Raw genomic sequence first — 25759 nt, 5'->3', positions numbered from 1 at the left:
GCCACCATTCGCCACCCCTTCGAATGAACTCCGTTCGCCCCGCTCGCGATTCACTTGACACAGAACGACCAAGGGTGGGCGGAGAGGCGCACTCCAGGGCGCACCGAGCCGGGCGCACCACCCCGTGCGCAACCAGGCGCCGCCTGAACCGCGCGATACAGGGCAGCCAGGAACAGAGGGTGACAATCCGGTTCCGTGACGTAACCACGGGCGCATCGAACCCGTTGGAGGGGGCATGGGCTTCACGATCGGCAGTAGTCGGGCGATGCGCGACATCCGGACCGGTGCTCGTCGCCGCGGCCGTTCGTCGGAGGGCACCGCCGTCGCCGCGTTCACCGGACTGTGGGGATGGGACGTGGTCCCGGGTGCCCGAGCCGCCGCGGGGGCGTGCTCGTGCGGCCGGGCCGACTGCCCCGCTCCCGGGGCGCACCCCCTCGCCTTCGCCCCGGTCATCCCGGCGGGCACGACGCTGCACGAGGCGACCGGCGCCTGGGCCGGCTTCCCCGGCGCCGCGGTGATGCTGCCGGTCGGCCGGGCCTTCGACGTGATCGAGGTGGCCGAGGGGGCGGGGCGCCGCGCGCTCGTCCGGCTGGAGCGCATGGGGCTGCCGCTCGGTCCCGTCACGGCCACCCCGGACGGCCGCGCCCAGTTCTTCGTCTCCCCCGGTTCCGCCGCCGAACTCCCCGAGCTGCTCTACCGCCTGGGCTGGGACGACGCCTCCCTCGACCTGCACGGCCTGGGTCCGGGCGCGTTCATCACCGCCCCGCCCTCCGACCGCTCGGGACTCGGCCCGGTCCGCTGGCTGCGCTCCCCCGTCCTCGACTCCGTCACGAAGCCGCCGCCGGCCAGGCTGCTGCTGGGCACGCTCGCCTACGTGGCCTACCGCTCACGGTCCTGAGCGCCGCCGAAAGGCACCGGCGCCGGCACGGGCTCGACAGACGCGGCTCCGACTGCGACACGGGCTCCGGCTCCGCCATCGACGGCTCCCGCGTACGGGAACCCGGACCGCACAGGACGAAGCGCCCGTCCCCCGGCAGTGCCGCGGGGCGGGCGCTTCTTCGTGCACCTACGCGTTCGCGTGGGTGGTCACTCTCCGATAAGGGCGTCAACGAACGCCTCCGGCTCGAACGGCGCCAGGTCGTCCGCGCCCTCGCCGAGCCCGACGAGCTTGACCGGGACGCCGAGCTCGCGCTGCACCGCGATGACGATGCCGCCCTTCGCGGTGCCGTCGAGCTTGGTCAGCACGATGCCGGTGATCTCCACGACCTCGGCGAACACCCGCGCCTGCACCAGACCGTTCTGGCCGGTGGTCGCGTCGAGGACGAGCAGCACCTCGTCGAGCGGGGCGTGCTTCTCCACGACGCGCTTGACCTTGCCCAGCTCGTCCATGAGGCCGGTCTTGGTGTGGAGCCGGCCCGCGGTGTCGATGAGGACGACGTCCGCGCCCTCCTCGATGCCCTCCTTGACCGCGTCGAACGCGATCGAGGCCGGGTCGCCGCCCTCGGGGCCGCGGACCGTACGGGCGCCCACGCGCTCGCCCCAGGTCTGGAGCTGGTCGGCGGCGGCGGCGCGGAAGGTGTCGGCCGCGCCGAGCACGACGTTCTTGCCGTCGGCCACGAGCACGCGCGCGAGCTTGCCGGTGGTGGTGGTCTTGCCGGTGCCGTTGACGCCGACGACCATGACGATGCCCGGGGTGTCGAGGTTCGAGTCGGTCTTGACCGCACGGTCGAACTCCGGGACGAGCAGCTGGATCAGCTCCTCGCGCAGCAGGCCGCGCAGCTCGTCCGGTGTCCGCGTGCCGAGCACCTTCACGCGCTCGCGCAGCCGCTCGACCAGTTCCTGGGTGGGCTGCACGCCGACGTCGGCGACGAGCAGCGTGTCCTCGATCTCCTCCCAGGTCTCGTCGTCCAGGTGCTCGCGCGAGAGCAGCGTGAGCAGCCCCTTGCCGAGCGCGTTCTGCGAGCGCGAGAGCCGGGAGCGCAGCCGCACCAGGCGGCCGGCGGTCGGCTCCGGAATCTCGATCTGGGGGGCGGCCGGCGGTTCCTCGACGACGACCGACGGTGCGGCCGAGCCGTCGGGGAGATCCACCTCCTCCAGGGTGCGGCGCGGTTCGTCGCGCGGCGTCTCGGCCTCGTCGCCGACGTGCGGTTCGGCCGGAGGGGCGGTGATGTCGGGGGCGGCGGGGGGCGGCGGGGGCAGCTGCTTCCGCTTGCGACTGCCGACGACGAGCCCACCGAGCGCGCCGATCACCACCACGGCGATGACTACAGCAAGGATGATGGTTTCCATAACGTGCTCAGTATCCGCCATCCCCTGTGCGGGGAGCTTTTTCCCCGCGCAGGAGAAGGCTTGTAGTTTCGTACGAACAGCGGCGCCCCGGACCGGTCGGCGGGTGTCCGCGCCTCTGGTCACCTGACGCTCCGTCAGCTACGGTCCCCCTCCACACACGAAGGGGGGCTCCCCATGCCCGTGACGGTCGTGCGCTTCAACCTCGTCGAACCCGACGCCACCCCCGCCTCGCTCGGCGCCCGCTACCGGACCGCCGTCGAGATGGCCACGTACGCCGACGACCGCGGGATCACCACGGTGCAGACCGAGGAACACCACGGCGCCGCCAACAACTGGCTGCCCTCGCCCTTCGCCTTCGCGGGGGCGGTCTTCGGGGCGACCCGGCGTGTCGCGGTCACCGTCTCGGCGGTCATCGGTCCGCTGCACGACCCGCTGCGGCTCGCCGAGGACATCGCCGTGCTCGACCTGCTCAGCGGCGGCCGGCTGGTGACCGTGGCCGGCATCGGCTACCGCCCCGAGGAGTACGCGCAGTTCGACGTGGACTGGAAGCGGCGCGGCGAACTCCAGGACGAGCTCCTGGAGACGGTGCTCAAGGCGTGGACCGGCGAGGAGTTCACCTACCGGGGCCGTACGGTACGGGTCACCCCGCGTCCGTTCTCGGACCCGCATCCCCTGCTGCTGGTGGGGGGCTCCTCCAGGGCCGCGGCCCGGCGTGCCGCCCGGCTCGGTCTGCCGTTCTTCCCGAGCGCCCACCTGCCCGAGCTGGAGGCCTACTACAAGGAGCGGCTCATCGAGTACGGCACCGAGGGCTGGACCATGATGCCGGGCGCCGAGACGCCGTTGCTGCACATCGCCGAGGACCCGGACCGGGCCTGGGCCGCGTACGGCCGCCACTTCCTGCACGAGGCACGGACGTACGCCTCCTGGCAGTCGAGCGGTATCCGCTCGGCGGTGAAGTCGGGGGCCACCACGGTCGACGAGCTGCGCGCCGAGGGCGTCTACCGCGTCCTGACCCCCGACCAGTGCGTCGAACAGGGCCTGGACAACCTCGTGCTGCATCCGCTGTCGGGCGGGATGCCCCTGGACGAGGGCTGGCGGAGCCTTCACCTGTTCTGCGAAAGCGTGCTGCCCCGGCTCGCGTGACCTGACGGTCCGAGCCGGGGCGGCACGCCCTCTTCACGAGTACGAGGAGAGGGGCAGCGGGGACTTGGCCCTTCTCCTCGAGTCGGGGGGAGCCACCGGCGGCCGTGGGGAGCCGCCGGTGACACGGGCGGTCAGCCCATCTCCTCCAGCGTCTTGCCCTTCGTCTCCTTGACGAACTTGAGCACGAAGGGGATGGAGAGCACCGCGAAGCAGGTGTAGATCACGTAGGTGCCGGAGAGGTTCCAGTCGGCCAGCGACGGGAAGCTCGCGGTGATGGCCCAGTTGGCGATCCACTGCGCGGAGGCGGCGACACCGAGCGCGGCGGCGCGGATCCGGTTCGGGAACATCTCGCCGAGGAAGACCCAGACCACGACACCCCAGGAGAGGGCGAAGAAGAGGACGAAGACATGGGCGGCGATCAGGGCGACCCAGCCCTGGGTGGCCGGGAGCTTGCCGTCGACCAGGTCGTAGGAGAAGGCCCAGGCCTCCAGGCCGAGACCGATGGCCATACCCACCGAACCGATGAGGGCGAGCGGCCTGCGGCCGATCCGGTCCACGAAGATCATGGCGATCACGGTGCCGATGATGTTGATGATCGACGTGGTGAACGAGTAGAAGAACGAGTCCGTCGGGTCGACGCCGACCGACTGCCACAGCGTCGCGGAGTAGTAGAACGCGATGTTGATGCCGACGAACTGCTGGAAGACCGAGAGCCCGATGCCGACCCAGACGATCGGCAGGAAGAGGAAGCCGCCGCCGAGCAGGTCCTTGAAGGTCGACTTGTGCTCGCGCTTCATGGCCGTCTCGATCTCGTCCATGCGGGCGTCAAGGTCGATCTTGTCGCCCTCGACCTCCTTGAGCACCTCACGGGCGCGGTCCCTGCGGCCCACTTCGAGCAGGAAGCGCGGCGACTCGGGGATGGCGAAGGAGAGCAGACCGTAGAGGACGGCCGGGATGACCATGACGCCGAGCATGACCTGCCACGCCTCCACGCCCAGCAGCTGCCCGCGCTGGTCGCCGCCGGCGGCGTTCAGGATGGCGTAGTTGACGAGCTGCGAGATGGCGATGCCGACGACGATCGCGGCCTGCTGGAACGAGCCGAGCCGTCCGCGGTACGCGGCCGGGGAGACTTCGGCGATGTAGGCGGGGCCGATGACCGAGGCCATGCCGATGGCGAATCCGCCGACGATGCGCCAGAAGGCGAGGTCCCACAGGGCGAAGGGCAGCGCCGAACCGACGGCGCTGATGGTGAAGAGCGTCGCGGAGATCTGCATGCAGCGGATACGCCCGATGCGGTCGGCCATGCGGCCGGCCACGGCGGCACCGATGGCGCAGCCGATCAGGGCGATGGCGATGACCTGGGCCAGGGCGGCGGAGCCGATGTCGTAGCGGCTCCGGATGGCCTCGACCGCGCCATTGATCACAGCGCTGTCGTAGCCGAACAGGAAGCCGCCCATCGCGGCCGCCGCCGCGATGAAGATGACATGCCCGAGATGCTCGGGGTGAGCCGTCCGGGCTCCTGGTGCAGGTGCCTGCGATGCGCTGGTCACGTAAGACTCCTCGGGCCACCGGCCTCGCTGCCGGGGGTGGGGGGCGAAAGCCTTCGTTGGTGGTAACCAGTGGCGCACAGGTTCACGCGGGCCACCACCTGAAGGTAAAAGCAACGTCGCAGAGAATATGCCTTCAACTTTCGAAGTCAAACTTGGGGTGCTTGTGAATTTCTGCGGACCGTCAGGAGATGGTTGTGTTCAAGACTTGAACATCAAGTCGGCTGAATGGCCCAAGGAAAGCCACGGGCGCACCCGTCCGCGCCCTGGCTCCACCGGGTGAAAACCCCGGAACGCGCAGCGCGGCGGCTTGCCCGGGCCCCGCCGTCCGGGCGAGCGGACCACAGGGGTGTCGGTCCGGACGCCGGCCACGAGGCCCGGTCCCGCGGGTACCCGCCGGGCGGGCGTACAAGGCTGTGACGCGCGGCACACGGGACACACCACCCCCGGATCGGCACCGTCCAGGCCGTGTTCCCGTTGCCCGCGACGGCCCGAGCGGCGAGGATCCGGTCATGCCGCAGACCACGGTCGTCAACCTCAAGGGTCATCGCGACGATCCCGCGTACGCCGATGTCATGTACGTCGGCCGCGCCATGCACCGGGGTGGCTGGCATCTGGCCGGCTCCCCGCTGGCGAGCCCGTTCCGGCCGGGCCACGACGGCACCCGGGAGGAGGTCGTCGAGATGTACCGCGCCTATCTGCTGGCCCGTCCGGAACTGCTGGCCCGGATCCCGGCCCTGCGCGGCCACCGTCTGGGCTGCTGGTGCGTTCCCGAGCGCTGTCACGCCGAGGTGCTGGCCGAACTCGCCGACGAGGGCGTGGGCGAGGGCCTTCCGGCGCCGGACGAGGAGTAGCCGGGCTTCAGCGCAGTCGCTGGCTGATGACCTTCGAGACGCCGTCGCCCTGCATGGAGACGCCGTACAACGCGTCCGCGACCTCCATCGTGCGCTTCTGATGCGTGATCACGATGAGCTGCGATGCCTCCTGGAGCTCCTGCATGATCCTGATCAGCCGCTGGAGGTTGGTGTCGTCCAGGGCCGCCTCGACCTCGTCCATCACGTAGAACGGGCTGGGGCGCGCCTTGAAGATCGACACCAGGAGCGCCACGGCGGTCAGCGACCGCTCGCCGCCGGAGAGCAGGCTGAGCCGCTTGACCTTCTTGCCCGGCGGCCTGGCCTCCACGTCGACACCCGTGGTGAGCATGTTGTCGGGGTCGGTCAGGATGAGCCGCCCGTCCCCGCCCGGGAACAGCCGGCTGAAGACGCCCTCGAACTCCCGGGCCGTGTCCCGGTACGCCTCGGTGAAGACCTGCTCGACGCGCTCGTCGACCTCCTTCACCACCTGGAGAAGGTCGGCCCGCGTCTTCTTCAGGTCCTCCAGCTGCTCGCTGAGGAACTTGTGGCGCTCCTCAAGGGCGGCGAACTCCTCCAGGGCCAGCGGATTGACCTTGCCGAGCTGCTGGTAGGCCCGCTCGGCCGACTTGAGGCGCTTCTCCTGCTCGGCCCGGTGGAACCGCCGGGGCTGGTTGCGCGGATGCTCGGGGTCCTCGGGCAGCTCCTCGCCCTCGGCGGGCAGCGACGGCGGTACGAGCTGGTCGGGGCCGTAGTCCGCGACGAGTCCCGCCGGTTCGACGCCGAGTTCGTCCAGCGCCTTCGCCTCCAGCTGCTCCATCCGCATCCGCTTCTCGGCGCCGAGCACCTCGCCCCGGTGCACCGAGTCGGTGAGCTTGTCGAGTTCGTCCTTGAGATCGCGGCCCCGACCGCGCGCGGCCACGAGCTCCTGCTCACGACGGGCCTTCGCGCTGTCGGCGGCGGTGCGCTCCTCCTCGGCGCGGGCGAGCGAGATCTCGACGTGCGCGAGCAACTGGCGCGCGCCGGAGGCGACGGCCGAGGCGACGGCCGCCTCGTGGCGAAGCCGGGCGCGCCGCTGTTCGGCACGCGCGCGTGCCTCGCGTTCGGCGCGGGCGGCGCGGTCCAGCGAGTCGGCCCGTCCGGCGAGTCCCTTCACCCGCTCCTCGTGCGTACGGACCTGGAGGCGGGCCTCCATCTCGGTCTGCCGCGCGTTGGCGCCGTCGGCGGCGAGCCGGTCACGCACGGAGGTGTCGGGTTCCTCCTCGACCGGCATCTCCTCGGCCACGGCGAGCCGTTCGGCCAGTTCCTCCGCCTCGGTCAGGGCCCGGTCCAGTGCCTCCTGCGCGCGGGCGGCGGCCGCGGTGCTCCGCTCCGCCTCCCCCGCGGCGCCGCGTGCCTGTCCCGCCAGCCGTCCGAGCTGCTGCGCGACGGACGACTTCTCCCGCTCGGCGGCCCGCCGCCGCTCCCCCAACTCCTCCACGAGCGCGGCCCGTTCCTTGCGCCGCTCGGTCGCGAGCCGCTGCGCCTCGGCCAACTCCTCGCAAGCCACGGCCAGTTCCTCCAGTTCGGCCGTGGCCTCGTCCACGGACGCCTGCACTTCGAGGAGGCTGGGCGCCCCGGCGGACCCGCCGTGCGCGAAGTGCGCCCCGAGCAGGTCGCCTTCGGCGGTCACCGCGGTGAGTCCGGGGCGCGCGTGGACCAGGTCCTCTGCCTCCTCCAGGGTGCCGACGACGACGACTCCGCGCAGCAGCCGCCGTACGGCGGGCATCAGCTCGGCGGGACCCCGGACCAGGTCGGCGGCGTACGAGGGCCCGTCGCCGGCCTCCCCGTCCGGGCCGTGTCCTCGAAGGAGTACGCCGGCGGGGGCGCCGTTCGCCGGTGCGGTGCCGGTGTCCGCGCCGGTGCCGGGTTCCTCGGGTGCTCCCGCGAGCAGCAGGGCCGCGCGGCCCGCGTCCTGCTTGCGCAGCAGCCGGATGGCCTCGGCCGCCGAGGCGGGGGTGGTGACCGCGACGGCGTCGGCGGCGGCGCCGAACGCGGCGGCGAGCGCGACCTCGAAACCGGGGGTGACCGACAGCAGTGCGGCGGCGGGACCGAGTACTCCGGTGAGCCGGTCCGTGGCGCCGAGCAGCACGCCCGTGCCGTCCTTGCGCCGCAGACCGAGGGCGAGCGCGTCGCGGCGGGCCCGGGTGGCGGCCCGTTCGCGTTCCGAGGCGGTGGCGGCCTCGCGGGCGGTGCTCAGGGAGGCCTCGGCGTCGGACAGGGCCGCCCTGGCCGCCTCGTGCCGTGCGGTGAGGTCGGCGTCGTCCGCGTCGAGCCCGTCCACCTCGGCCTTCAGCTGCTCGTACTCCTCCTGGGCGGTGACCGCGCGTTCCTGCGCCTCGTCCCGGGCGGCGGCGAGCCGGTCGATCTCGGCCTGCGCCGAGGCGGCGCGCGAACGGGCCGCGTTGACCTGGCCGCCCAGGCGGGCCAGGCCCTCGCGGCGGTCGGCGATGGCGCGGGCCACGTCCTTGAGCCGGCGTTCCTCGACGGTCAGTTCGCGCTCCAGCTCGGCGCGGTGCGCGACGGTGTCCTCCAGGGCCCGTTCGGCCGCCTCCAGGGCCGCTTCGAGTTCGGCCTCCTGCTCGCGGACGCGCGCGGCCTCGCGCTCCATGTCCTCCGGGTCGCGTCCGCGCCGCTCCTCGGCGGGCACCGAGGTGGCGCTCTTGACCCGCGCATCGGCCAGCGAGACCGTGCCGCGCACCCGCTCGGCGAGCTGGGAGAGGTCGTACCAGGTCTGCTGCGCGCGCTGGAGACGCGGCGTCAGCTGCCGTACCTCGTCCTCCAGCAGGGCCTCCCGCTGGAGCGCCTTCCTGAGTTCGGCCTCGGCGGAGTCCTTGCGCTGCTTGAGCGCGGCCTCGTCGGCGATCTCGGACTGGAGCGCCCCCCGCAGGCGTACGAGGTCGTCGGCGAGCAGGCGCAGCCGGGCGTCGCGCAGGTCCGCCTGGATGACGGCGGCGCGGCGGGCGACGGCGGCCTGCCGGCCGAGCGGCTTGAGCTGGCGCCGCAGTTCGTCGGTGAGGTCCTGGACGCGGGCGAGGTTCGCCTGCATGGCGTCCAGCTTCCGCAGCGCCTTCTCCTTGCGCTTGCGGTGCTTGAGGACGCCGGCCGCCTCCTCGATGAAGGCGCGGCGACCCATCGGGTCGGCGTGCAGGACGGAGTCGAGCTGGCCCTGTCCGACGATGACGTGCATCTCACGGCCGATGCCGGAGTCGGACAACAGCTCCTGGATGTCGAGCAGTCGGCAGGTGTCGCCGTTGATCTGGTACTCGCTGCCGCCGTTGCGGAACATGATCCGCGTGATGGTGACCTCGGCGTACTCGATGGGCAGCGCCCCGTCGGAGTTGTCGATGGTCAGGGAGACCTCGGCGCGGCCGAGCGGCGGACGCCCGGTGGTCCCGGCGAAGATGACGTCCTCCATCTTGCCGCCGCGCAGCGACTTGGCGCCCTGCTCGCCCATGACCCAGCTGAGCGCGTCCACGACGTTGGACTTGCCCGAGCCGTTGGGGCCCACGACACAGGTGATGCCCGGTTCGAACCGCAGGGTGGTCGCGGAGGCGAACGACTTGAAGCCGCGCAGGGTCAGGGCCTTGAGGTGCACGCCGCCGGACTCTACCTTTCGGGCCGGTCTCACTCCATGAACGCGCGGTTTCGCCCATGAAGGCGCAGGGCAGACCAGACGTTGAAGAGGGGGGAACGTTGCCCGGGGGAAAGAAAGAAGGGACGCCGGACGGCGTCCCTTGCAAATCCGACAACTTAGCGGTTGATTCGGGCTGCCCAACCACTGCTGTCATGGTGCGGTGCAGTGGTCAGGTGAGCGCAGGCTCCGCCTGGGGAACGTCGATGCTCTCGAGAAGCGAGTCGTGAGAAGCGGCAGCCGCGAGCGCGTCGTTCTCGGCCTGGATCCGTACGAGCTCGGATTCGAGGTCCTGGACGCGCTGCTGGAGCCGTCGCATCTCGGCAATGAGTCGCGGGTCGGAGCCGCCGACGTAACCGAGAAGCGCCTTTGCCATGATGGATGGTCCTCCACACTGAGTGACCGACCGAAGCGGTGTGGGTCGTGAGGGAATCGCACCCGCGATGCTTGACACTGCTGTTGTCGTGCTGCCGTTCCACATGCCAAACAGCTAAGGTGCGCGGGGCTTTCAGCGTCTCACCAAAAAGTTTGACGGTCAACACGATCACGCCCTGCATCGGCGGGCAACCCACTGTCGCGCGGCTTCTGGAACGGCGGCGCGGCGACTCCGGTGGGACCCTCAGGGCGTCGGGATCATCGTTATCTCGGGAGCCTGCCACTTCGCATCCTTCTTGGCAACCACCAGGCTCTTTCCACTACTGACGGGTGCCGGGGGCATACGCCACGCCACCTTCAGGGGGCCTCGCGGGGACCCTCGTCAGCGGATGGCGAAGCCGTCGTAGATCCCGCGGGGCGTGTCCCAGATCTCAGTGACTCCGTCCACCCGGCCGGGCGTGTCGTCTCCCTGGAGCCAGTCGAGCAGACTCTGGCAGCCGGCCCGGGGGCCCTCCGCGACCACCTGGACCCGTCCGTCGTCGAGATTGAGAGCAAAACCACTCAGCTCGCCGATCTCCAGCGCCCTGGCCCGCGTAAACCAGCGGAAACCCACACCTTGGACCCGTCCGCGGACCCAGACGACCAGCCGTGAAACCTCGTTCATGGCTGCACGCTAACCGGACAATGTCTCGTGGAGCACATCCTCCCCACGCGCCATGGGGTACCGTCCCGGACCAATGAGTCTCACTGGAAACTCACTCTTCCGGGTGAGTTTGAAGTGAGGATCGCTGACTCAAGATCGAGGAAGGCCCAAGAGATGGGACGCCACCGACGCTCCGACGCCGGCCGCGCCGCCACAGGGCGCGCCACCGGAGTCACAGAGACGAGCGAGACCCACACGGAAAGCTACGGCCCGGAGAACCTGTACGGCTACGCGGCCGTCGCCGATCTCCCCTCCGCCGCCTCCGCCCGCTCGCACCGCAAGCGCAAGGGACCGAGCCCCGTCAAGACGGGTCTGCTCGGCGTCTCGGCCGCCGTGGCCCTCGGCACCGTGGCCGTCGCGGCCGGTGTCGTGCCCGGCAGCGACAACTACGCGCTCGGTGGTGGCAGCAACAACTCCGACAACATCCAGGCCGCGAGCTCGCCCTCCAGCATCGACCGGCAGCAGGGCGGCACGTCCGGCAGCGCGGACGCCCGCGGGGGCACCTCGACGAGCCGCGGCTCCGGGCGCGCGACCACCACCCCCTCGACCACCGCACCCTCGGCCTCCACCTCGCCGTCGGCCGCTCCGACCACCACGGCCCCGCCGAAGAAGCAGGCGGTCCCGGGCAAGGAAGCCGGCTCGTCGAAGCAGAAGGAGACGACGACCGCGCCCGAGGCTCCGAAGCCCTCGCAGACCCAGACCAGCGCGCCGGTCGCCGTGGCCCCGGTGAACGTGTCCGCGCAGGCGGCCGCCGAGGCCGAGGTGCTCAAGCTCGTCAACGACGAGCGCTCCAAGGTCGGTTGCAGCCCCGTCGCCGCGAACAGCGCCCTGACGGATCTCGCCCAGGCCTTCAGCGAGGACATGGCGGCACGGGACTTCTTCGACCACACCGACCCCAGCGGTCTCACCCCCTGGGACCGCGCGGCGAAGGCCGGGATAGCCAGCCTCGGCGGCGAGAACATAGCCCGCGGCCAGGCCGACGCGGCGGCCGTCATGGACGCCTGGATGAACAGCCCCGGCCACAAGGCCAACATCCTGAACTGCGACTTCAAGACCCTCGGCGTCGGAGTCCACTTCGGCGAGGGCGGCCCTTGGTGGACGCAGGACTTCGGCTACTGAGCCAACCGCTGACGACATGACCGGCCCGCTCGGGGGGTCGGTCATGTCGTGTTTCCGGGCCGGAACGGCGGAACGACGGGCTAACCAGGAGTCAGCGCAACCCCTCGGGTGGCGCTGTGGCTGAGTATGCTGGCCGCATGGAAACGTCCCCGCGGATCACCGAACGCGACGAAAGCGGCGCCGGGTGCGAGGACGGCAAGGGTCTCGCGTACGACGTGTTCGCCCGTGGCTGTCCGTCCCGGGGCACGCTGGAGCATGTCACCGGCCGCTGGGGCTCCCTCACGCTGGGCGCGCTGTACGACGGCACGTTCCGGTTCAACGAACTGCGCCGCCGGGTCGACGGCGTCAGCGAGAAGATGCTCTCGCAGACCCTGCACGCGCTGGAGCGCGACGGTCTGGTGAACCGGGACGCGCGGCCCACGAACCCGCCGCGCGTCGACTACACCCTCACACCGCTGGGCCGCGAGGTCGCCGCGCGTCTGCTGGCCCTCATCGGTTTCGTCGAGGGCCGCATGGACGACGTCCTGGCGGCCCGCGGACGCTACGACGAGAACCGCGGGGCCCGGTAGGGCGTGAAGGCGTCGGGGCCGCGCTCCGGGCGTCAGAGCGCCGGGCGCGGAGCGCGCTGGCAGCGCGGGCAGAAGTAGCTGGAGCGGTTCATCCAGGGCCGCCGGCGGATCGGAGTCCCGCAGCGGTGACACGGCTCGCCCTCGCGCCCGTACGCGTCGAGCGAGCGATCGAAGTAGCCCGACTCACCGTTGACGTTGACGTACAGGCTGTCGAAGCTGGTGCCGCCGACGGCGAGGGCGTCGTTCATGACCTCGCGGACGTGGCCGAGGAGTTCGGCGGTGCGCGGCCGGGTCATGGTCCCCGCGGGACGTTCGTAGTGCAGCTTGGACCGCCACAGGGCCTCGTCCGCGTAGATGTTCCCGACGCCGCTGATCAGTGACTGGTCGAGCAGGGCGCGCTTGAGCGTCGTACGGCGGGCCCGCAGCGCGGTGTGGAACGCGGCGTCGTCGAAGAGCGGGTCGAGCGGGTCGCGGGCGATGTGCGCGATGACGTCGGGCAGGCCGTCCGCGGTGTTCTCGTGCAGCGACAGCCCGCCGAAGGTGCGCTGGTCGACGAACCGCAGCTCGGTGCCCTGATCGTCCTCGAAGCGGACGCGGATGCGCAGATGCTTCTCCTCCGCGGCGCCCTCGGGCTGCACCAGAAGCTGACCGCTCATGCCGAGGTGCGCGAGCACGGAGAAGGGCGAGTCGTCGAGCGGCAGCCACAGGTACTTGCCGCGGCGCATCGCCCGGCCCACCCGGTGCCCGGAGAGCGCCTTCGCGAACGCGTCGGGCCCCGCCAGGTGCCGCCGTACGGCCCGCGGATGGCGGACCTCCACCGATCCGACCACCCGCCCGGTGACCCAGCGCTCCAACCCCCGCCGCACGACCTCGACTTCGGGCAGCTCGGGCACGGGACTCCTCCTGGGGGACGGGCTGGGGGGCGATGCCGGAAGGGTACAACGAGCCCGGCGACGGCCGACGGGGAACGGTCCGGCGCAACGCACGGACCCCGCCGCGGCGCGTGCGCCGTGGCGGGGTCCTGTGGTGCGTTTGTTGCGGGTGCTGCGCGTACCGCGGTACGTCAGCGGGTCGAAGGAGTCAGGCCGTGGCCGAGTCGGTGGTGGGCGCCGAGGAGACGTCGGCGCTCTCCTCCTCGTCCCGGGCCGCCTGCTGGGCGGTGTGTGCCGCCTGCTCCGCGGCCTGGGCAGACTTCGCCCGCTCGTCCGCGGCGGAGTGGATGGCACGCCACGCGGACTCCGCGGCCTGCTGCTCCGCCTCCTTCTTGCTGCGGCCGGTGCCGGTGCCGTACGAGACGCCTCCGACGCGGGCGGCAGCAGTGAAGACCTTCTCGTGGTCCGGGCCGGTCTCCGTGACCAGGTACTCGGGAACCCCGAGCCCCTCGGTCGCGGTGAGCTCCTGGAGACTGGTCTTCCAGTCCAGGCCGGCACCGAGATTCGAGGACTTCTCGATCAGCGGGTCGAAAAGACGGTGGACGAGTTCGCCCGCCGCTTCGAGACCCTGGTCGAGATAGACAGCGCCGATCACCGCTTCGAGGGTGTCGGCGAGGATGGACGCCTTGTCCCGGCCTCCCGTGCCTTCCTCGCCCCGGCCGAGCCGGATGAAGGAGCCGAGTTCGAGGCCGCGGCCCACCTCCGCCAGCGCACGAGAATTGACCACCGCGGCCCGCAGTTTGGCCAGCTGGCCCTCGGGCAGGTCGGGGTGGGTGCGGTACAGCGTGTCCGTGACCACGAGGCCCAGTACGGAGTCCCCGAGGAACTCCAGACGCTCGTTGGTCGGCAGACCGCCGTTCTCGTACGCGTAGGAACGGTGGGTCAGCGCACGCACCAGAAGGGCGGACTCGAGCTTGTAGCCGAGCCGCCCTTCCAGAAGCGTGTGGGACGAGGCTGTGTTGTCCGCCTTTTTCTTGGCGGTTGAATCCGCCTTGGCGTCAGACATCAGACCTCTCACCGGCCGCTCAGACCTCGAGGACCTGGCGCTTGTTGTAGGTGCCACAAGCCGGGCACGCGATGTGCTGCAGCTTGGGCTCGTGGCAGCGCTCGCACGCAACCAGGGTGGGGACCGCAGCCTTCCACTGCGACCGGCGGTGGCGCGTGTTGCTGCGCGACATCTTCCGCTTCGGAACAGCCACGGCTACTTCTCCTGCTTCTCGTCGACGCCAGGCTCGGCGCCGCTCAACTCGTCCTTCTCGCCATCTTCGAGTGAACCGGCGAGTCCTTGCAGTGCCGCCCAACGGATGTCGACGGCGTCGTGACGGTGGTCCGGGTCGTCCGCGAGCCTGGCTCCGCATTCGGAGCACAGACCCGGGCAGTCGTCCTGGCACACCGGCTGCATCGGCAGTGCGAGCACCACCGCATCCCGCAGCACGGGTTCGAGGTCGAACAAGCCGTCCTCGAGGAAGAGCGTGTCCTCGTCGTCCTCGGCGTCGTCGACCGGCTCCGCCTTGGGGCGGCCCCGGTCATCGGCGTCAGGGTACGAGAACATCTCCTGGAAGTCCGCTTCGAGCACCTGCTCAAGCGGCTCCAGACACCTTACGCACTCCCCCTTCACCGAGCCACGGGCGGTGCCTGTGACAAGCACCCCTTCCATGACCGACTCCAGACGGAGTTCGAGCTCCACCGGGGCGCCTTCCGGCACTCCGATGACTCCCTGGATCCCGAGATCCGCGGGAGCGTCGATCGTGCGGGTCAGGCGCTGTAGCGCGCCAGGACGCCGCCCCAGCTCGTGTGTGTCGAACACGAGAGGATTGCGGTGGTCGAGGCGGGCGTTCAGAGCCATTCCTGCTTTCGATCTTCGAACTGGGGTGAACGCCGCCCCAGGTCTCCCTCGGGCAGCGCTGATCGCGGACGTACACGCGACCGAAGAGCCAGGATACTGGACCTTTCGCTCACGGCCCAATCCGGTGCGCGCGCCCACCCCGGCCGGCGGCGCGCACCCTTCCCGGCCGCGGGATCAGTGGCCCCCGCGCCCCTGCTCGTACGCCCTCAGCTGGTCGGCGCTGATCATGCTGGTGTCGAAGAGGCTGGCCTCGTCGAGGGCGTGGTTCTGCTGGTCCATGGCATGGGCCTGCTGCTGGGCGTACGCCTGCTGGCTCTGGTCGTACCCCTGCTGGTCGTAGCCCTGCTGCTGGTACGCGGCGTACGGGTCGGCCTGCTGGTAGCCGTAGGCGTCCTGCTGCTGGGCGTACTGCTGCTGGTAGCTGTACGGGTCGGCCTGCTGCTGGTAGGCGTACGCCTCCTGCTGGCCGTAGGAGGGCTGGGCGGCCGGTTCCGGGGCCCGGGCGCTCTGCTCGGGCTCCTCGGCGAGCTCCGCGAGGCCGGCCAGGTAGTCGGCGTCGCTGGTGTGCGCCCCGGGCGTCCCGTCCTCCCCGAAGGTGCCGAGCGTGCCGAGGTCGTCCGAGGCGATCCGGCCCTGGAGCTTCTCCCGGCCGCGGCCGACGGCCTCCAGGGTCTTGGCCAGGACGGCCTCGAAGGCGCCGAGCTTGGCGTCGACGTAGTCGTCGGCGTTGCGGCGCAGGGTCTCCGGGTCGTAGCTGCGCTCGGGGGCGTCCTCGTCCTCGTACCCCTGCTCGTCGAGGCCGGGGCCGGTGCCGAGGAGCTTCTCGCGGCCGCGGCCGACGGAGCCGAGGGTCTTGGTGAGGACGACCTCGAAGTTGGCGAGCTGGGAGTCGACGTAGTCGTCGGCCTCCGCGCGGATCTCCTCGGCCTCCCTGCGGGACTCGTTGAGAATGCGGTCCGCCTCGTTCTGCGAGCGGCGGGCGACCTCGGTGTCGGAGATCAGCGAACCGCGCTCGGCGTGCGCGGTCTCGATGATCCGCTCGGCCTCCTGACGGGCCCGTTCGACCATCTCCTCGCGGCCGCCGATCAGCTCCTGGGCCTGGGCGAGGGAGCCGGGCAGCGCCTGGCGCACCTCCTCCAGCATCGAGAGCAGGTCGGCGCGGTTGACCACGCACGACGCCGACATCGGCATGGAACGGGCGCTGCCGACCGCCGAGACGATCTCATCGAGCTTCTTCTGTACGTCCACCGTGTGCTCGCCACTCTCTACAGCTGTGATGGAGACGGACGGGACGACTGTACGACCACTCCCGCGCCGCCCGACACCGGGTGACGGACAGTCAGTCGCTCAGTTCTCGCCCAGACGCTCCGTGAGCGCCTCCAGGACCACCGGCGGCACCAGGTGCGAGATGTCGCCGCCCCAGTTCGCGACTTCCTTCACCAGGGAGGAGGAGAGGAAGCTGTAGGTGGGGCTGGTCGGGATGAACAGGGTCTCGACGCCCGAGAGGCCGTTGTTCATCTGGGCCATCTGGAGTTCGTAGTCGAAGTCGCTGACCGCGCGCAGGCCCTTGACGATGGCCGGGATGTCCCGCTGCTTGCAGTAGTCGACCAGGAGGCCGTGATAGGCCTCGACCTGGACGTTGCCGAACTCGGCCGTGACCTCGCGGATCAGCTCGATCCGCTCGTCGACCGTGAACAGGCCTTTCTTGGACTGATTGATCATCACGACGACGTGCACGACGTCGTACAGCGCGGAGGCGCGGGCGATGATGTCGAGATGTCCGTTGGTGATGGGGTCGAATGACCCCGGACAGACGGCGCGGCGCAACAGTGGTCCCTCGCTCTCCGGTCCGGTCATCGTGCGTCTTCGCACGTAGAGGCGGCGCGACCGTACCAAAACGTGCCCTCGCCGTAACGACGGGCCCTCAGGGCCTCGAAACCCTCGGGCCAGCCGAACACACCGCCTCTGGTGCTGCGCTCCACGGTGACGAGCGCATCCTCCGCGAGCCAGCCCCCGGTGCGGAGTGTGAGCAGAATCTCCCGAAGATCGTCGTCCGGGACGACGTACGGGGGGTCGAGGAAGACCAGGTCGTAAGGCTCCGACGGCGCCGCCGTCCGTACGATCTGCTCCGCTTTGCCCGCTCTGACCTCGGCGCCGGGCAGGCCCAGCGTCCTGACGTTGTCGCGGACGGTCCTGGCCGCGCGGGCGTCCGCCTCCACGAGCAGGGTGTGCCCGGCACCGCGGCTGAGCGCCTCCAGGCCGACGGCGCCCGATCCGGCGTACAGGTCGAGGACGCGCTCGCCCTCCAGCGGGCCGCCGAGCAGGGACTCCCAGGTGGAGAAGAGGCCCTCGCGTGCCCGGTCGGAGGTGGGGCGGGTGCCGGTGCCCGGCGGCACGGCCAGACGGCGTCCGCCGGCCCGGCCGGCGATCACGCGGGTCATGGGGGTCCTTTGCGCTGGGGGTGGTCGATTCCCTCCCAGTCTCTCAGCCGCGGGGCGGTCGCCGCCGCTCAGCCCTTGTCCAGGTACTGCTCCCGTTCCTCGTCGAGCAGGGCGTCCAGGGCGACGCGCAGGCCCGGCAGGCCGGTGAGGTCCGGGTCCGCCGCGACGACCGAGGCGGCCTCCTCGCGGGCCTCGGCGATGATCTCCTCGTCCTCGATGACGGCGAGCATGCGCAGCGAGGAGCGGACGCCGGACTGGGCCTGGCCGAGGACGTCGCCCTCGCGGCGCTGTTCGAGGTCGATGCGGGAGAGCTCGAAGCCGTCCAGGGTCGAGGCCACCGCGTTCAGGCGCTGACGGGCCGGGCTCGCCTCCGGCATCTCGGAGACCAGCAGGCACAGTCCCGCCGCCGAGCCGCGGCCGACGCGGCCGCGGAGCTGGTGGAGCTGGGAGACGCCGAAGCGGTCGGCGTCCATGATCACCATGGCGGTGGCGTTCGGTACGTTCACCCCGACCTCGATCACGGTGGTGGCGACCAGGACGTGCGTCTCGCCCGCGGCGAAGCGGCGCATGACGGCGTCCTTGTCGTCCGGGTGCATCCTGCCGTGCAGGACCTCGACCCGCAGGCCCTGGAGGGGACCCTTGGCGAGCTGGTCGGCGACGTCGAGGACGGCCATCGGCGGGCGCTTCTCCGCCTCGTCCTCCGGGGACTTCTTCCGGGCGCCTTTCTTGTCGTCCTCCTCGTCGCCGATGCGGGGGCAGACGACGTACGCCTGATGGCCGTTCTCCACTTCCTCGCGCACGCGCTCCCACGCGCGCGCGAGGAAGTGCGGCTTGTCCGCGGCGGGGACGACATGGCTGGCGATCGGGGAGCGTCCGGCGGGGAGCTGGTCGAGCACGGAGGTCTCCAGGTCGCCGAAGACCGTCATCGCGACCGTGCGCGGGATGGGGGTGGCGGTCATGACCAGGAGGTGCGGGGGCTGCTTGCCCTTGCCGCGCAGGGCGTCGCGCTGCTCGACGCCGAAGCGGTGCTGCTCGTCGACGACGACCAGGCCCAGATCGTGGAACTGCACCTTGTCCTCGATCAGCGCGTGGGTGCCGATCACGATGCCGGCCTCGCCGGTGACCAGGTCGAGCAGCGCCTGGCGCCGCCCGGCCGCGCCCATGGAGCCGGTGAGCAGCACGACCTTCGTGGAGTGCTCGGCCCCGCCGAGCATGCCGCCCTCGGCCAGCTCGCCCATCATCTCGGTGATCGACCGGTGGTGCTGCTGTGCGAGCACCTCGGTGGGCGCGAGCATCGCGGCCTGCCCGCCGGCGTCGACCACGGCGAGCATGGCGCGCAGGGCCACCATCGTCTTGCCCGATCCGACCTCCCCCTGGAGCAGGCGGTGCATCGGGTGTTCGGTGGCGAGGCCGTCGAAGATCTCCTTGGAGACCTTCTGCTGGCCCTCGGTGAGGGTGAAGGGCAGCCGGGCGTCGAAGGCGGTCAGCAGGCCGTCCGGCAGGGGGACGCGGGCGACGGCCGGGAGCTGGGCGTCGGCGTGGCGGCGGCGGGCCAGGGCGACCTGGAGGACGAAGGCCTCGTCCCACTTGAGGCGGGCCCGGGCGTCGTGGACGTCCGCCTTGGTGTGCGGGCGGTGGATCTTGAGGAGGGCCTCGGGGAGGGTGACCAGGCCGCGGCCGCTTCGCAGCGGGTCGGGGAGGGGGTCGACCGCCTCCTGGGCGCTGGGCAGCACCGTCTGCACGGACTTGGCGATCTTCCACGACTCCAGCTTGGCGGTGGCCGGGTAGATCGGGATGAGGGCGCCCGCCCAGCTGCCGACGCTCTCCGCGGCCTCGTCGTCCTCGCCGCGCAGCAGTTCGTAGGCCGGGTGGGCCAGCTGGAGGCGGCGGTTGAAGACGGAGACCTTGCCGGAGAACATCGCGCGGGTGCCGGGCAGCAGGTCCTTGTGGGGCTTGTGCACGCCGTTTCCGAAGAAGACGAGCTGGATACGGCCGCTGCCGTCCGTGATGGTGACCTCGAGGCGCTGGCCCTTGCCGCGGGGCGCCTTGGCGGAGGCGAAGGTGTGCAGGCGGGCGTCGGCGACCTGGGCGACCACCGTCACGTGCTCGTCCATCGGCAGGTCGGCGAGGTGGGTGAGCTGCCCGCGCTCCTCGTATCTGCGGGGGTAGTGGTGCAGCAGGTCGCCGACGGTGTGCAGGCCGAGATGCTCGGCCATCACCTTCGCGGTGGCGGGACCGAGCGCCTTCTTCAGTGGTTCTTCGAGCACGGGCACGAGATCCATTGCACACCACCGCACTGACATTGCCGTATAGGTCCTGGAAATCCGCTGGTCAGACGGCTGGTTCCGGGCCTAGGATGACGCGCCCGGCCCTCTTCGCGGTCACCGCCTCCCGGGACCGCCCTACCCCGCGCCGTCGCCCGTTCCCCCCGCCGGCCGGCGCAGCGACGATGGACTCCCAGACCTCACAGCCGTCCCCGGCCTCCCCGTCACCTCATACGTTCCAGGTCGACCTGCGCGGTCTGGTCGACCTCCTCTCCCATCACCTCTACTCCAGCCCCAAGGTCTATCTGCGCGAGCTGTTGCAGAACGCCGTCGACGCGATCACGGCGCGGCGCGCCGAGCAGCCGGACGCCCCGGCCACGGTGCGGCTGCACGCCGAGGGCGGGACCCTGCGGGTGGAGGACTCCGGTGTCGGGCTCACCGAGTCCGACGTGCACAGTCTGCTGGCGACCATCGGCCGCAGCTCCAAGCGGAACGACGGTCTGGAGTCGGCGCGTTCGGAGTTCCTCGGCCAGTTCGGCATCGGGCTGCTGGCGTGCTTCGTCGTCGCCGAGCGGATCCGGGTGGTCAGCCTCAGCGCCCGGACGCCCGACGCGGCCCCGGTCGAGTGGACGGCGGCCGACGACGGCTCGTACACCGTGCGCACCCTGCCGCGGGAGGCCCGCACCGAGCCGGGCACCACCGTGCACCTGGTGGCGCGGGCCGGGGCGGGCGAGTGGCTGAGCCCGGAGCGGGTCCGGTCGCTGGCGCGCGACTTCGGGGCGCTGCTGCCGTACGACGTACGCGTCGGCGACGAGGCGGTCGCGGACCTGCCCGCGCCCTGGGACCGGCCCCATCCGAGCCCCTCCGCCCGGCGGGTCGCCCTGGCCCGGCACTGCCGGGAGCTGTTCGGTTTCACGCCGTTGGACTCGATCGACCTGAACGTGCCGCTGGCGGGCGTCCGGGGCGTGGCCTACGTCCTGCCGACGGCGGTCTCCCCCGCCCAGCGCGCGAGCCACCGGGTGCACCTGAAGGGCATGCTGCTCACCGAGCGGGCCGAACAGCTGCTGCCCGACTGGGCGTTCTTCGTGCGCTGCGTCCTCGACACGGACAGCCTGCGGCCCACCGCGTCCCGCGAGTCGCTGTACGAGGACGAGACGCTCGCCGCCGTACGGGAGGCGCTGGGCGAGCGCATCCGGTCCTGGCTGACCGGCCTCGCGGCGGGTGATCCGGAGCGTCTCGCGGCCTTCCTGTCCGTGCACCACCTGGGGGTGAAGTCGCTGGCGCGGCACGACGCGGAGATGCTGCGCACGATGCTGCCGTGGCTGCCCTTCGAGACGACCGACGGACGGCTGTCCCTCGAGGAGTTCGCGCAGCGGCACCCGCTGGTGCACTTCACCCGGACCGTCGAGGAGTACCGGCAGGTCGCGCCGATCGCCTCCGCGCAGGGCGTCGGGGTCGTCAACGGCGGCTACACGTACGACAGCGAGCTGATCGAGGCGCTGCCCGCCGTGCGCCCGGGTACGGCCGTCTCCGAGCTGGACGCGGACACCGTGACCGCGCACCTCGACACCGTCGATCCGGCCGAGGAGCTGGCGCTGTCGGGCTTCCTCGCGGCCGCGCGGGCCCGGCTCGATCCGCTGAACTGCGATGTGGTGCTGCGCGCCTTCCATCCCCTGTCGGTGCCCGCCCTGCATCTGGACGACCGCGCGGCCCGCCACGAACAGGCCCGTGCGGAGGCCGAGGAGCAGGCCGACGACCTGTGGGCGGGCATTCTCGGCTCGCTGCGCGGCAGCGCGCCACGCGCCCGGCTGGTCCTCAACCATCTCAACCCGCTGATCCGCAGGATCGGTTCGCTCGGCGATCCGGACCTGATCGGCACCGCCACCGAGTCCCTGTACGGGCAGGCCCTGCTGATGGCCCAGCGCCCGCTGCGGCCCGCCGACTCGGCGCTCCTGAACCGCGCCTTCATCGGCCTCCTGGAGTGGGCCACCCACACCGACCCCGGAACGGACGGCCGCCGATGAGCTCCGCCATGGACTTCGACTCACTGCGCCGGGCCATGGCGGACAACTACGAGCAGCCCGAGGGGCCCGGCCGCAACGCGCGCGCGGAGCAGCTGCTCGTGGAGGCCGAGAAGCTGGACGTCCCGCTCGCCGTCATAGAGGCGCTCGGCCACCAGCTGAAGGTGTACAACTACAGCTCCGAGAAAGGGAAGATGTTCGTTCCCTTCGCGCGTCTGCTGCGCATGTGGGACGAACACCCGGAGGACTTCGACGAGTTCGAGATCCACTCGCTGCACTGGGTCTTCAAGTGGATGTCGGCGGGCATGCTCGACCAGCCGCACGTCCCGCTCGCCTCCATAGAGAAGTGGCTCGGCGAGATGGAGCGGCGCTACCGTCTGGCCGGTCACTCCGAACGGGCCGTGCGCGGCGCCGAGTTCAGTGTCGCCGCCCATCTGGGCGATCTGGAGCGCGCCGAGCGGGCGTACGGCGCCTGGCTGGCGGCGGACCGTGACGCGATGGCCGACTGCCACGCGTGCGAGCTGCACGGGCAGGGGTGGTGGCGGGCGGTGCGCGGCGCGGACGGGGAGGCGCTTGAGCTGTGGGCGCCGGTGCTCGCCGGCGAGTACGCCTGCGCCCACGAGCCGCACAGCGTCCTCGCGTCCTCCCTGCTGCCGCTGCTGCGCCTCGGGCGGGTCGAGGAGGCCCGCGCCCATCATCTGCGCGGGTTCCGGCTGGTGCGGGCCATGGAGAGCATGCGGGGCGCCTACGCGGACCACGTGGAGTTCTGCGCCCTGACCGGGAACGAGGCGCGCGCCCTGGAACTGCTCGCCGAGCGCCCGGCCTATTTCACGGACTCGGGTGATCCGCGCAGCAGGCTGGACTTCCTGTCGGTCGTGGCGCTCACGATGGACCGGCTGACCGCGCTCGGGCACGCCGGACAGCCGGTTCCCGGGCCCGCCGGACGGACGTGGACGGCGGCGGAACTCGCCGCGTACGCGCGCGGGGAGGCGCTGGCGCTGGCCGCGCGGTTCGACGACCGCAACGGCACGCCGTACATCGGCGAGCGGGTCCGCGCGCGCATGGACCGGCCGCCGCTCGTCGGCCGGCTGCCCCTCGGGGTCCGCTCCGCGGGTCCCGCGGGCGCCGGGCACCATCGGACGGCACCGGTGTCCGCCGGTACGTCGCCGCCTGAGGCCGAGGCCGCCGAACCGGGTCTTGAGGCGCTGCTCGCCGAGGCGCGGCGGCTCTCCGCGCTGCGGGACCCGGACGCGGTCCCGGCGTGGGCGGCGGTGGGGCGCGCCGCCGAGGGCCTCGAACTGGAGCCGCGCGACCGCGCGGAGATCGCCGATCACGCGGCGATGGGCCGCGGGCCGCAGGGAGCCGCGCTCTTCCAGGAGGCCGCCGAGCTGTACGCGCGGGCGGGCGATCCCGGTGAGGCCCTCGCGGCCCGTTCCCGGGCCGCCCATGTCCGGGCGCTGTCGGGCGGATCCTCGGAGAAGGCCCTGGCGGCCGTGGCGGAGTTGCGTGAGCAGGTGCTCGCCCTGTTCGCGGACGGCAGGACACAGGCCGCGCAGACGGCGTCCGTGCTGGTGAGCCGGGCGCGGACGCTGTTGCACCGGGTGGACGAGCTGGAGAGCGCGGCCGTGGACGGACGGCCGCTCACCGGCGTCGGCCCGGACTCCGAGGCCGAGGTCATGGCCGCCGCCGAGGAGGCGGCGGTCGAGCTGCTGGAGTTCGCGGAGCCGTACGTCGGGGAGGACGTGGCGCTCGCGTCGCGGGCCGCCGAGGCGTACGCGATGCTCGGGGAGCTCGCCGCCCGCACCGACGACGCCGAGGGGGCCGCCGGACACCTGCGGCGCGCCGTCGACGGGTTCGTGGCGGCGGGGCTGCCGTGGTTCGCCGTCGAGTACGACTCCCGGCTCGCCGCCATCGCCACGCACCTCGGCGATCCGGAGGCCGCGGAACGGGCGACGCGGGCCGCGCTGGAGCACGGCGGGTCCCATCTGGAGCCGGCGGGCCATGCCCAGCTTCATCTGCGGCTCGCCGAGACGCTCGCGGCCACCGGGCGGTTCGGCCCCGCCGCTGAGCACGCCCTGGAGGCCGCGCACTGGGCCGACGCGGCGGACCAGGCCGCCACGTTCGGGGCGTGGGCGCGCCACCACCTCGGTGGCTTTCTGCTGCGCCTGGGGAGGTGGGCCGAGGCCGCCGAGATCCTGGAGTCGGCGCTGCCTGATCTGACCGCCGAGCTGCACGGCGAGGGCTCGATCGTGCAGACCCGCTGGTGGCTCGGCGACTGTCTCACCGAGCTCGGCGAACACCGCGAGGCCGCCGGACACTGGCTGCGCGCCGCCGGGATCGCCCGGCACTGGCCCGAGCAGCGCGACCACGCGATGCTCGCGAACCTCGCTGCCGAGGCCCTCGCGAACGCCGGGCTGGCCGCCGAGGCGGATCAGGCCTACGTCCGCGCCTGCGGTCTGTGGCGCGAGCTGGGCGACGCCGGTGCGCTGGTGCGCGCGCTGCGGGCCCGCGCGTGGAGCGCGGCCGGGCGGGAGGGAGGACTCGGCGAGGCGCGGGAGCTGATGGCGGAGGCCGTCCGTGAGTGCGAGGCGGCGGCCGTGCTCCCGCCCGGGGCGGCCCGGCCGGGAGGGGGTGACGGCGGCGAAGCCGCGGTCCAGGCAGGCGACGAGGACCGGGGCGCGGACGACGGGCGTCGCATGGTCACCGAACTCGGGCACACCCACAGCCAGTTCGGCGATCTGGTGGCCCGCTCGGTCCCTGACGCCGCCGAGGAGGGTGACCGTGCCGTACGGGAGGCGTTCGAGGAGGCCCTCGGGCACATGAACCGGGCGGCCGCCGTGTTCGCCTCGCTCGGAGAGACCCTGCTCGGTTCGAGGACCGGCGCCGAGCTGGCCGCCGGCCGGCTGGAGACCGAGCTGGGGCTGCGTGAGGCCGCCACGGCACGCGCGCACACCGTTCTCGCCCTGTGCGAGCGGCTGGAAGGGGAGGCCGCCGTGGCCCGGCGGGCCGAGGCCGAGAAGCTGATCGCGCTCGCCCGGGAGGCCGGCTAGGGCGTGGTGGCGGGGCCCGTCGTGTCGCCGGCGCGGATCGTGTCGGCCGCGCGGCGCAGTTCGCCGAGGACCGTCCGTACGGCCTTGCGTGCCGCGCGTTCGGGACGGTGGAGCACGTCGATGCGGCGGACGGCGTGCACCCCGGTCAGGGGTCTGAGGACCAGGGCGGGATGCGGCCGGGTGGTCCAGCGGGGCATCAGGGCGAGCCCCCCTCCCGCGGCGACGATCTCCGCGACCACCGTGAACTCGTTGACGCGGTGGACGATGTCGAGCCGCCGGTTCGCGGCGGTCGCGATGGCGTCGACGGTGGCCATCAGCGGGAAACCGTCGTGCACGGTGATCCAGGGCTGGTCCGCGACATCACGCGCGGTCAGGCTCGTCTCCCGGGCCAGCGGGTGGCTGGCGGGCAGGGCGACGTCCAGGGGTTCGCTCAGCAGCGTGCTCGCGGTGACGGTAGGCGGCCAGGGCGGCGTGTGCGCGAGATGGTGGGCGACGACGAGGTCGTAGTCCCGGGTGAGCCGGGGGAAATGGTCCTGCGCCACGTCCTCGTCGGCCAGCGCGAGCCGCGGGGCCGCGGCGGCCCGGTCGCGCAGCAGGACGGGGAAGAACGTGGCGGCCGCGCTGTGGAAGGCGGCCACCGACACCTCCCCGGCCGGTTCGCCGACGAACTCGTCCACGCAGTGCCGTGCCCGCGCGAGGGCGCTCTCCACCTCGACGGCCGCGCCGGCCAGCACCCGCCCTGCGTCCGTCAGCACCAGCCGCCGTCCGTCGCGTTCGGTGAGCGGGACCGGGATCGAGCGTTGCAGGAGCCGCAGGTGCTGGGAGATCGCCGAGGGGGTCATCAGCAGCGCCTCCGCCACGGCGGTGACACTTCCCAGCTCGCCCAGTTCACGCAGGATCCGCAGCTGCCGCTCGTTCACCCGTTCATTGTAGTGA

21 protein-coding genes are annotated in these 25759 nt (G+C 71.9%); 7 read left to right on the top strand and 14 right to left on the bottom strand.

What is annotated here, in order from left to right:
* The first annotated feature begins 235 nt into the window (after positions 1–235).
* Positions 236–898, top strand: coding sequence for a bifunctional DNA primase/polymerase (locus WJM95_RS23810; RefSeq protein ID WP_339131832.1), 663 nt, complete (start codon positions 236–238; stop codon positions 896–898).
* 188 nt (positions 899–1086) lie between these two features.
* On the opposite strand, the gene ftsY is transcribed toward WJM95_RS23810, so the two are convergent.
* On the bottom strand, positions 1087–2289 hold the full coding sequence (gene ftsY / locus WJM95_RS23805) for a signal recognition particle-docking protein FtsY (RefSeq protein ID WP_339131831.1): 1203 nt from the start codon (positions 2287–2289) through the stop codon (positions 1087–1089).
* Positions 2290–2463: 174 nt separating this feature from the next.
* Between ftsY and WJM95_RS23800 the strand changes: the two genes are divergently transcribed.
* Positions 2464–3432, top strand: a complete 969-nt coding sequence (locus WJM95_RS23800; RefSeq protein WP_339131830.1) for an LLM class flavin-dependent oxidoreductase — start codon at positions 2464–2466, stop codon at positions 3430–3432.
* A 131-nt stretch (positions 3433–3563) separates the two neighbouring features.
* Here the strand turns inward: WJM95_RS23800 and WJM95_RS23795 are convergent, their stop codons facing one another.
* Entirely contained in the window at positions 3564–4982 is a 1419-nt protein-coding gene (locus WJM95_RS23795; protein WP_339131829.1) for a sugar porter family MFS transporter, read from the bottom strand.
* Positions 4983–5491: 509 nt separating this feature from the next.
* Between WJM95_RS23795 and WJM95_RS23790 the strand changes: the two genes are divergently transcribed.
* The gene (locus WJM95_RS23790; RefSeq protein WP_339131828.1) at positions 5492–5833 is read left to right on the top strand and encodes a DUF4326 domain-containing protein; all 342 of its coding nucleotides are present in this window, start codon (positions 5492–5494) and stop codon (positions 5831–5833) included.
* Positions 5834–5840: 7 nt separating this feature from the next.
* On the opposite strand, the gene smc is transcribed toward WJM95_RS23790, so the two are convergent.
* From smc to WJM95_RS23775, 3 genes are all read right to left on the bottom strand, one after another.
* A complete protein-coding gene (smc, locus tag WJM95_RS23785; protein ID WP_339131827.1) occupies positions 5841–9467 on the bottom strand; it encodes a chromosome segregation protein SMC in 3627 nt (1208 codons plus the stop codon).
* Between the two features lie 208 nt (positions 9468–9675).
* Positions 9676–9879 carry a hypothetical protein gene (locus tag WJM95_RS23780; protein WP_028802434.1) on the bottom strand — a complete coding sequence of 68 codons (204 nt, stop codon included), beginning with the start codon at positions 9877–9879 and terminating at the stop codon, positions 9676–9678.
* Positions 9880–10260: 381 nt separating this feature from the next.
* Positions 10261–10542 carry an acylphosphatase gene (locus WJM95_RS23775; protein ID WP_328447682.1) on the bottom strand — a complete coding sequence of 94 codons (282 nt, stop codon included), beginning with the start codon at positions 10540–10542 and terminating at the stop codon, positions 10261–10263.
* Between the two features lie 153 nt (positions 10543–10695).
* Here WJM95_RS23775 and WJM95_RS23770 point away from each other — a divergent pair, with 153 nt between their 5' ends.
* Together WJM95_RS23770 and WJM95_RS23765 are read left to right on the top strand one after the other, a co-directional pair.
* Positions 10696–11700 (top strand): CAP domain-containing protein, encoded by a 1005-nt coding sequence (locus tag WJM95_RS23770; protein WP_339131826.1) that lies wholly within the window; start codon positions 10696–10698, stop codon positions 11698–11700.
* A 137-nt stretch (positions 11701–11837) separates the two neighbouring features.
* Complete coding sequence (locus WJM95_RS23765) at positions 11838–12269, top strand: helix-turn-helix domain-containing protein (protein WP_339131825.1); 432 nt, start codon at positions 11838–11840, stop codon at positions 12267–12269.
* 32 nt (positions 12270–12301) lie between these two features.
* Here the strand turns inward: WJM95_RS23765 and mutM are convergent, their stop codons facing one another.
* The 8 genes from mutM to recG all read right to left on the bottom strand — a co-directional run bounded on the left by mutM (position 12302) and on the right by recG (position 19770).
* Positions 12302–13162 carry a bifunctional DNA-formamidopyrimidine glycosylase/DNA-(apurinic or apyrimidinic site) lyase gene (gene mutM, locus WJM95_RS23760; RefSeq protein ID WP_339131824.1) on the bottom strand — a complete coding sequence of 287 codons (861 nt, stop codon included), beginning with the start codon at positions 13160–13162 and terminating at the stop codon, positions 12302–12304.
* Between the two features lie 187 nt (positions 13163–13349).
* The gene (gene rnc, locus WJM95_RS23755) at positions 13350–14207 is read right to left on the bottom strand and encodes a ribonuclease III (protein WP_339131823.1); all 858 of its coding nucleotides are present in this window, start codon (positions 14205–14207) and stop codon (positions 13350–13352) included.
* A gap of 19 nt (positions 14208–14226) precedes the next feature.
* On the bottom strand, positions 14227–14400 hold the full coding sequence (gene rpmF, locus WJM95_RS23750; RefSeq protein ID WP_006139588.1) for a 50S ribosomal protein L32: 174 nt from the start codon (positions 14398–14400) through the stop codon (positions 14227–14229).
* 2 nt (positions 14401–14402) lie between these two features.
* Positions 14403–15047, bottom strand: a complete 645-nt coding sequence (locus WJM95_RS23745; RefSeq protein ID WP_339131822.1) for a YceD family protein — start codon at positions 15045–15047, stop codon at positions 14403–14405.
* 174 nt (positions 15048–15221) lie between these two features.
* On the bottom strand, positions 15222–16295 hold the full coding sequence (locus WJM95_RS23740) for a cell division initiation protein (protein WP_339131821.1): 1074 nt from the start codon (positions 16293–16295) through the stop codon (positions 15222–15224).
* Positions 16296–16394: 99 nt separating this feature from the next.
* A complete protein-coding gene (gene coaD, locus WJM95_RS23735; protein ID WP_339135795.1) occupies positions 16395–16874 on the bottom strand; it encodes a pantetheine-phosphate adenylyltransferase in 480 nt (159 codons plus the stop codon).
* 26 nt (positions 16875–16900) lie between these two features.
* Positions 16901–17488 (bottom strand): 16S rRNA (guanine(966)-N(2))-methyltransferase RsmD, encoded by a 588-nt coding sequence (gene rsmD, locus WJM95_RS23730; protein ID WP_339131820.1) that lies wholly within the window; start codon positions 17486–17488, stop codon positions 16901–16903.
* A gap of 68 nt (positions 17489–17556) precedes the next feature.
* Entirely contained in the window at positions 17557–19770 is a 2214-nt protein-coding gene (gene recG / locus WJM95_RS23725) for an ATP-dependent DNA helicase RecG (RefSeq protein WP_339131819.1), read from the bottom strand.
* A gap of 167 nt (positions 19771–19937) precedes the next feature.
* On the opposite strand from recG, the gene WJM95_RS23720 reads away from it, so the two are divergent.
* Positions 19938–21776 (top strand): HSP90 family protein, encoded by a 1839-nt coding sequence (locus WJM95_RS23720; protein ID WP_339131818.1) that lies wholly within the window; start codon positions 19938–19940, stop codon positions 21774–21776.
* Positions 21773–24823 (top strand): tetratricopeptide repeat protein, encoded by a 3051-nt coding sequence (locus tag WJM95_RS23715; protein ID WP_339131817.1) that lies wholly within the window; start codon positions 21773–21775, stop codon positions 24821–24823. The genes WJM95_RS23720 and WJM95_RS23715 overlap by 4 nt, the downstream gene beginning before the upstream one ends.
* Here WJM95_RS23715 and WJM95_RS23710 read toward each other — a convergent pair.
* Positions 24820–25743, bottom strand: a complete 924-nt coding sequence (locus WJM95_RS23710) for a LysR family transcriptional regulator (RefSeq protein WP_339131816.1) — start codon at positions 25741–25743, stop codon at positions 24820–24822. The two genes, WJM95_RS23715 and WJM95_RS23710, sit on opposite strands and share 4 nt — an antisense overlap.
* Positions 25744–25759 lie beyond the last annotated feature (16 nt).

The organism is Streptomyces sp. f51 (assembly GCF_037940415.1).
Taxonomy (GTDB): Bacteria; Actinomycetota; Actinomycetes; order Streptomycetales; family Streptomycetaceae; genus Streptomyces.
The sequence above is the reverse complement of the archived record's forward strand: the minus strand, read 5'-3'. Positions and strand labels throughout refer to the sequence as shown.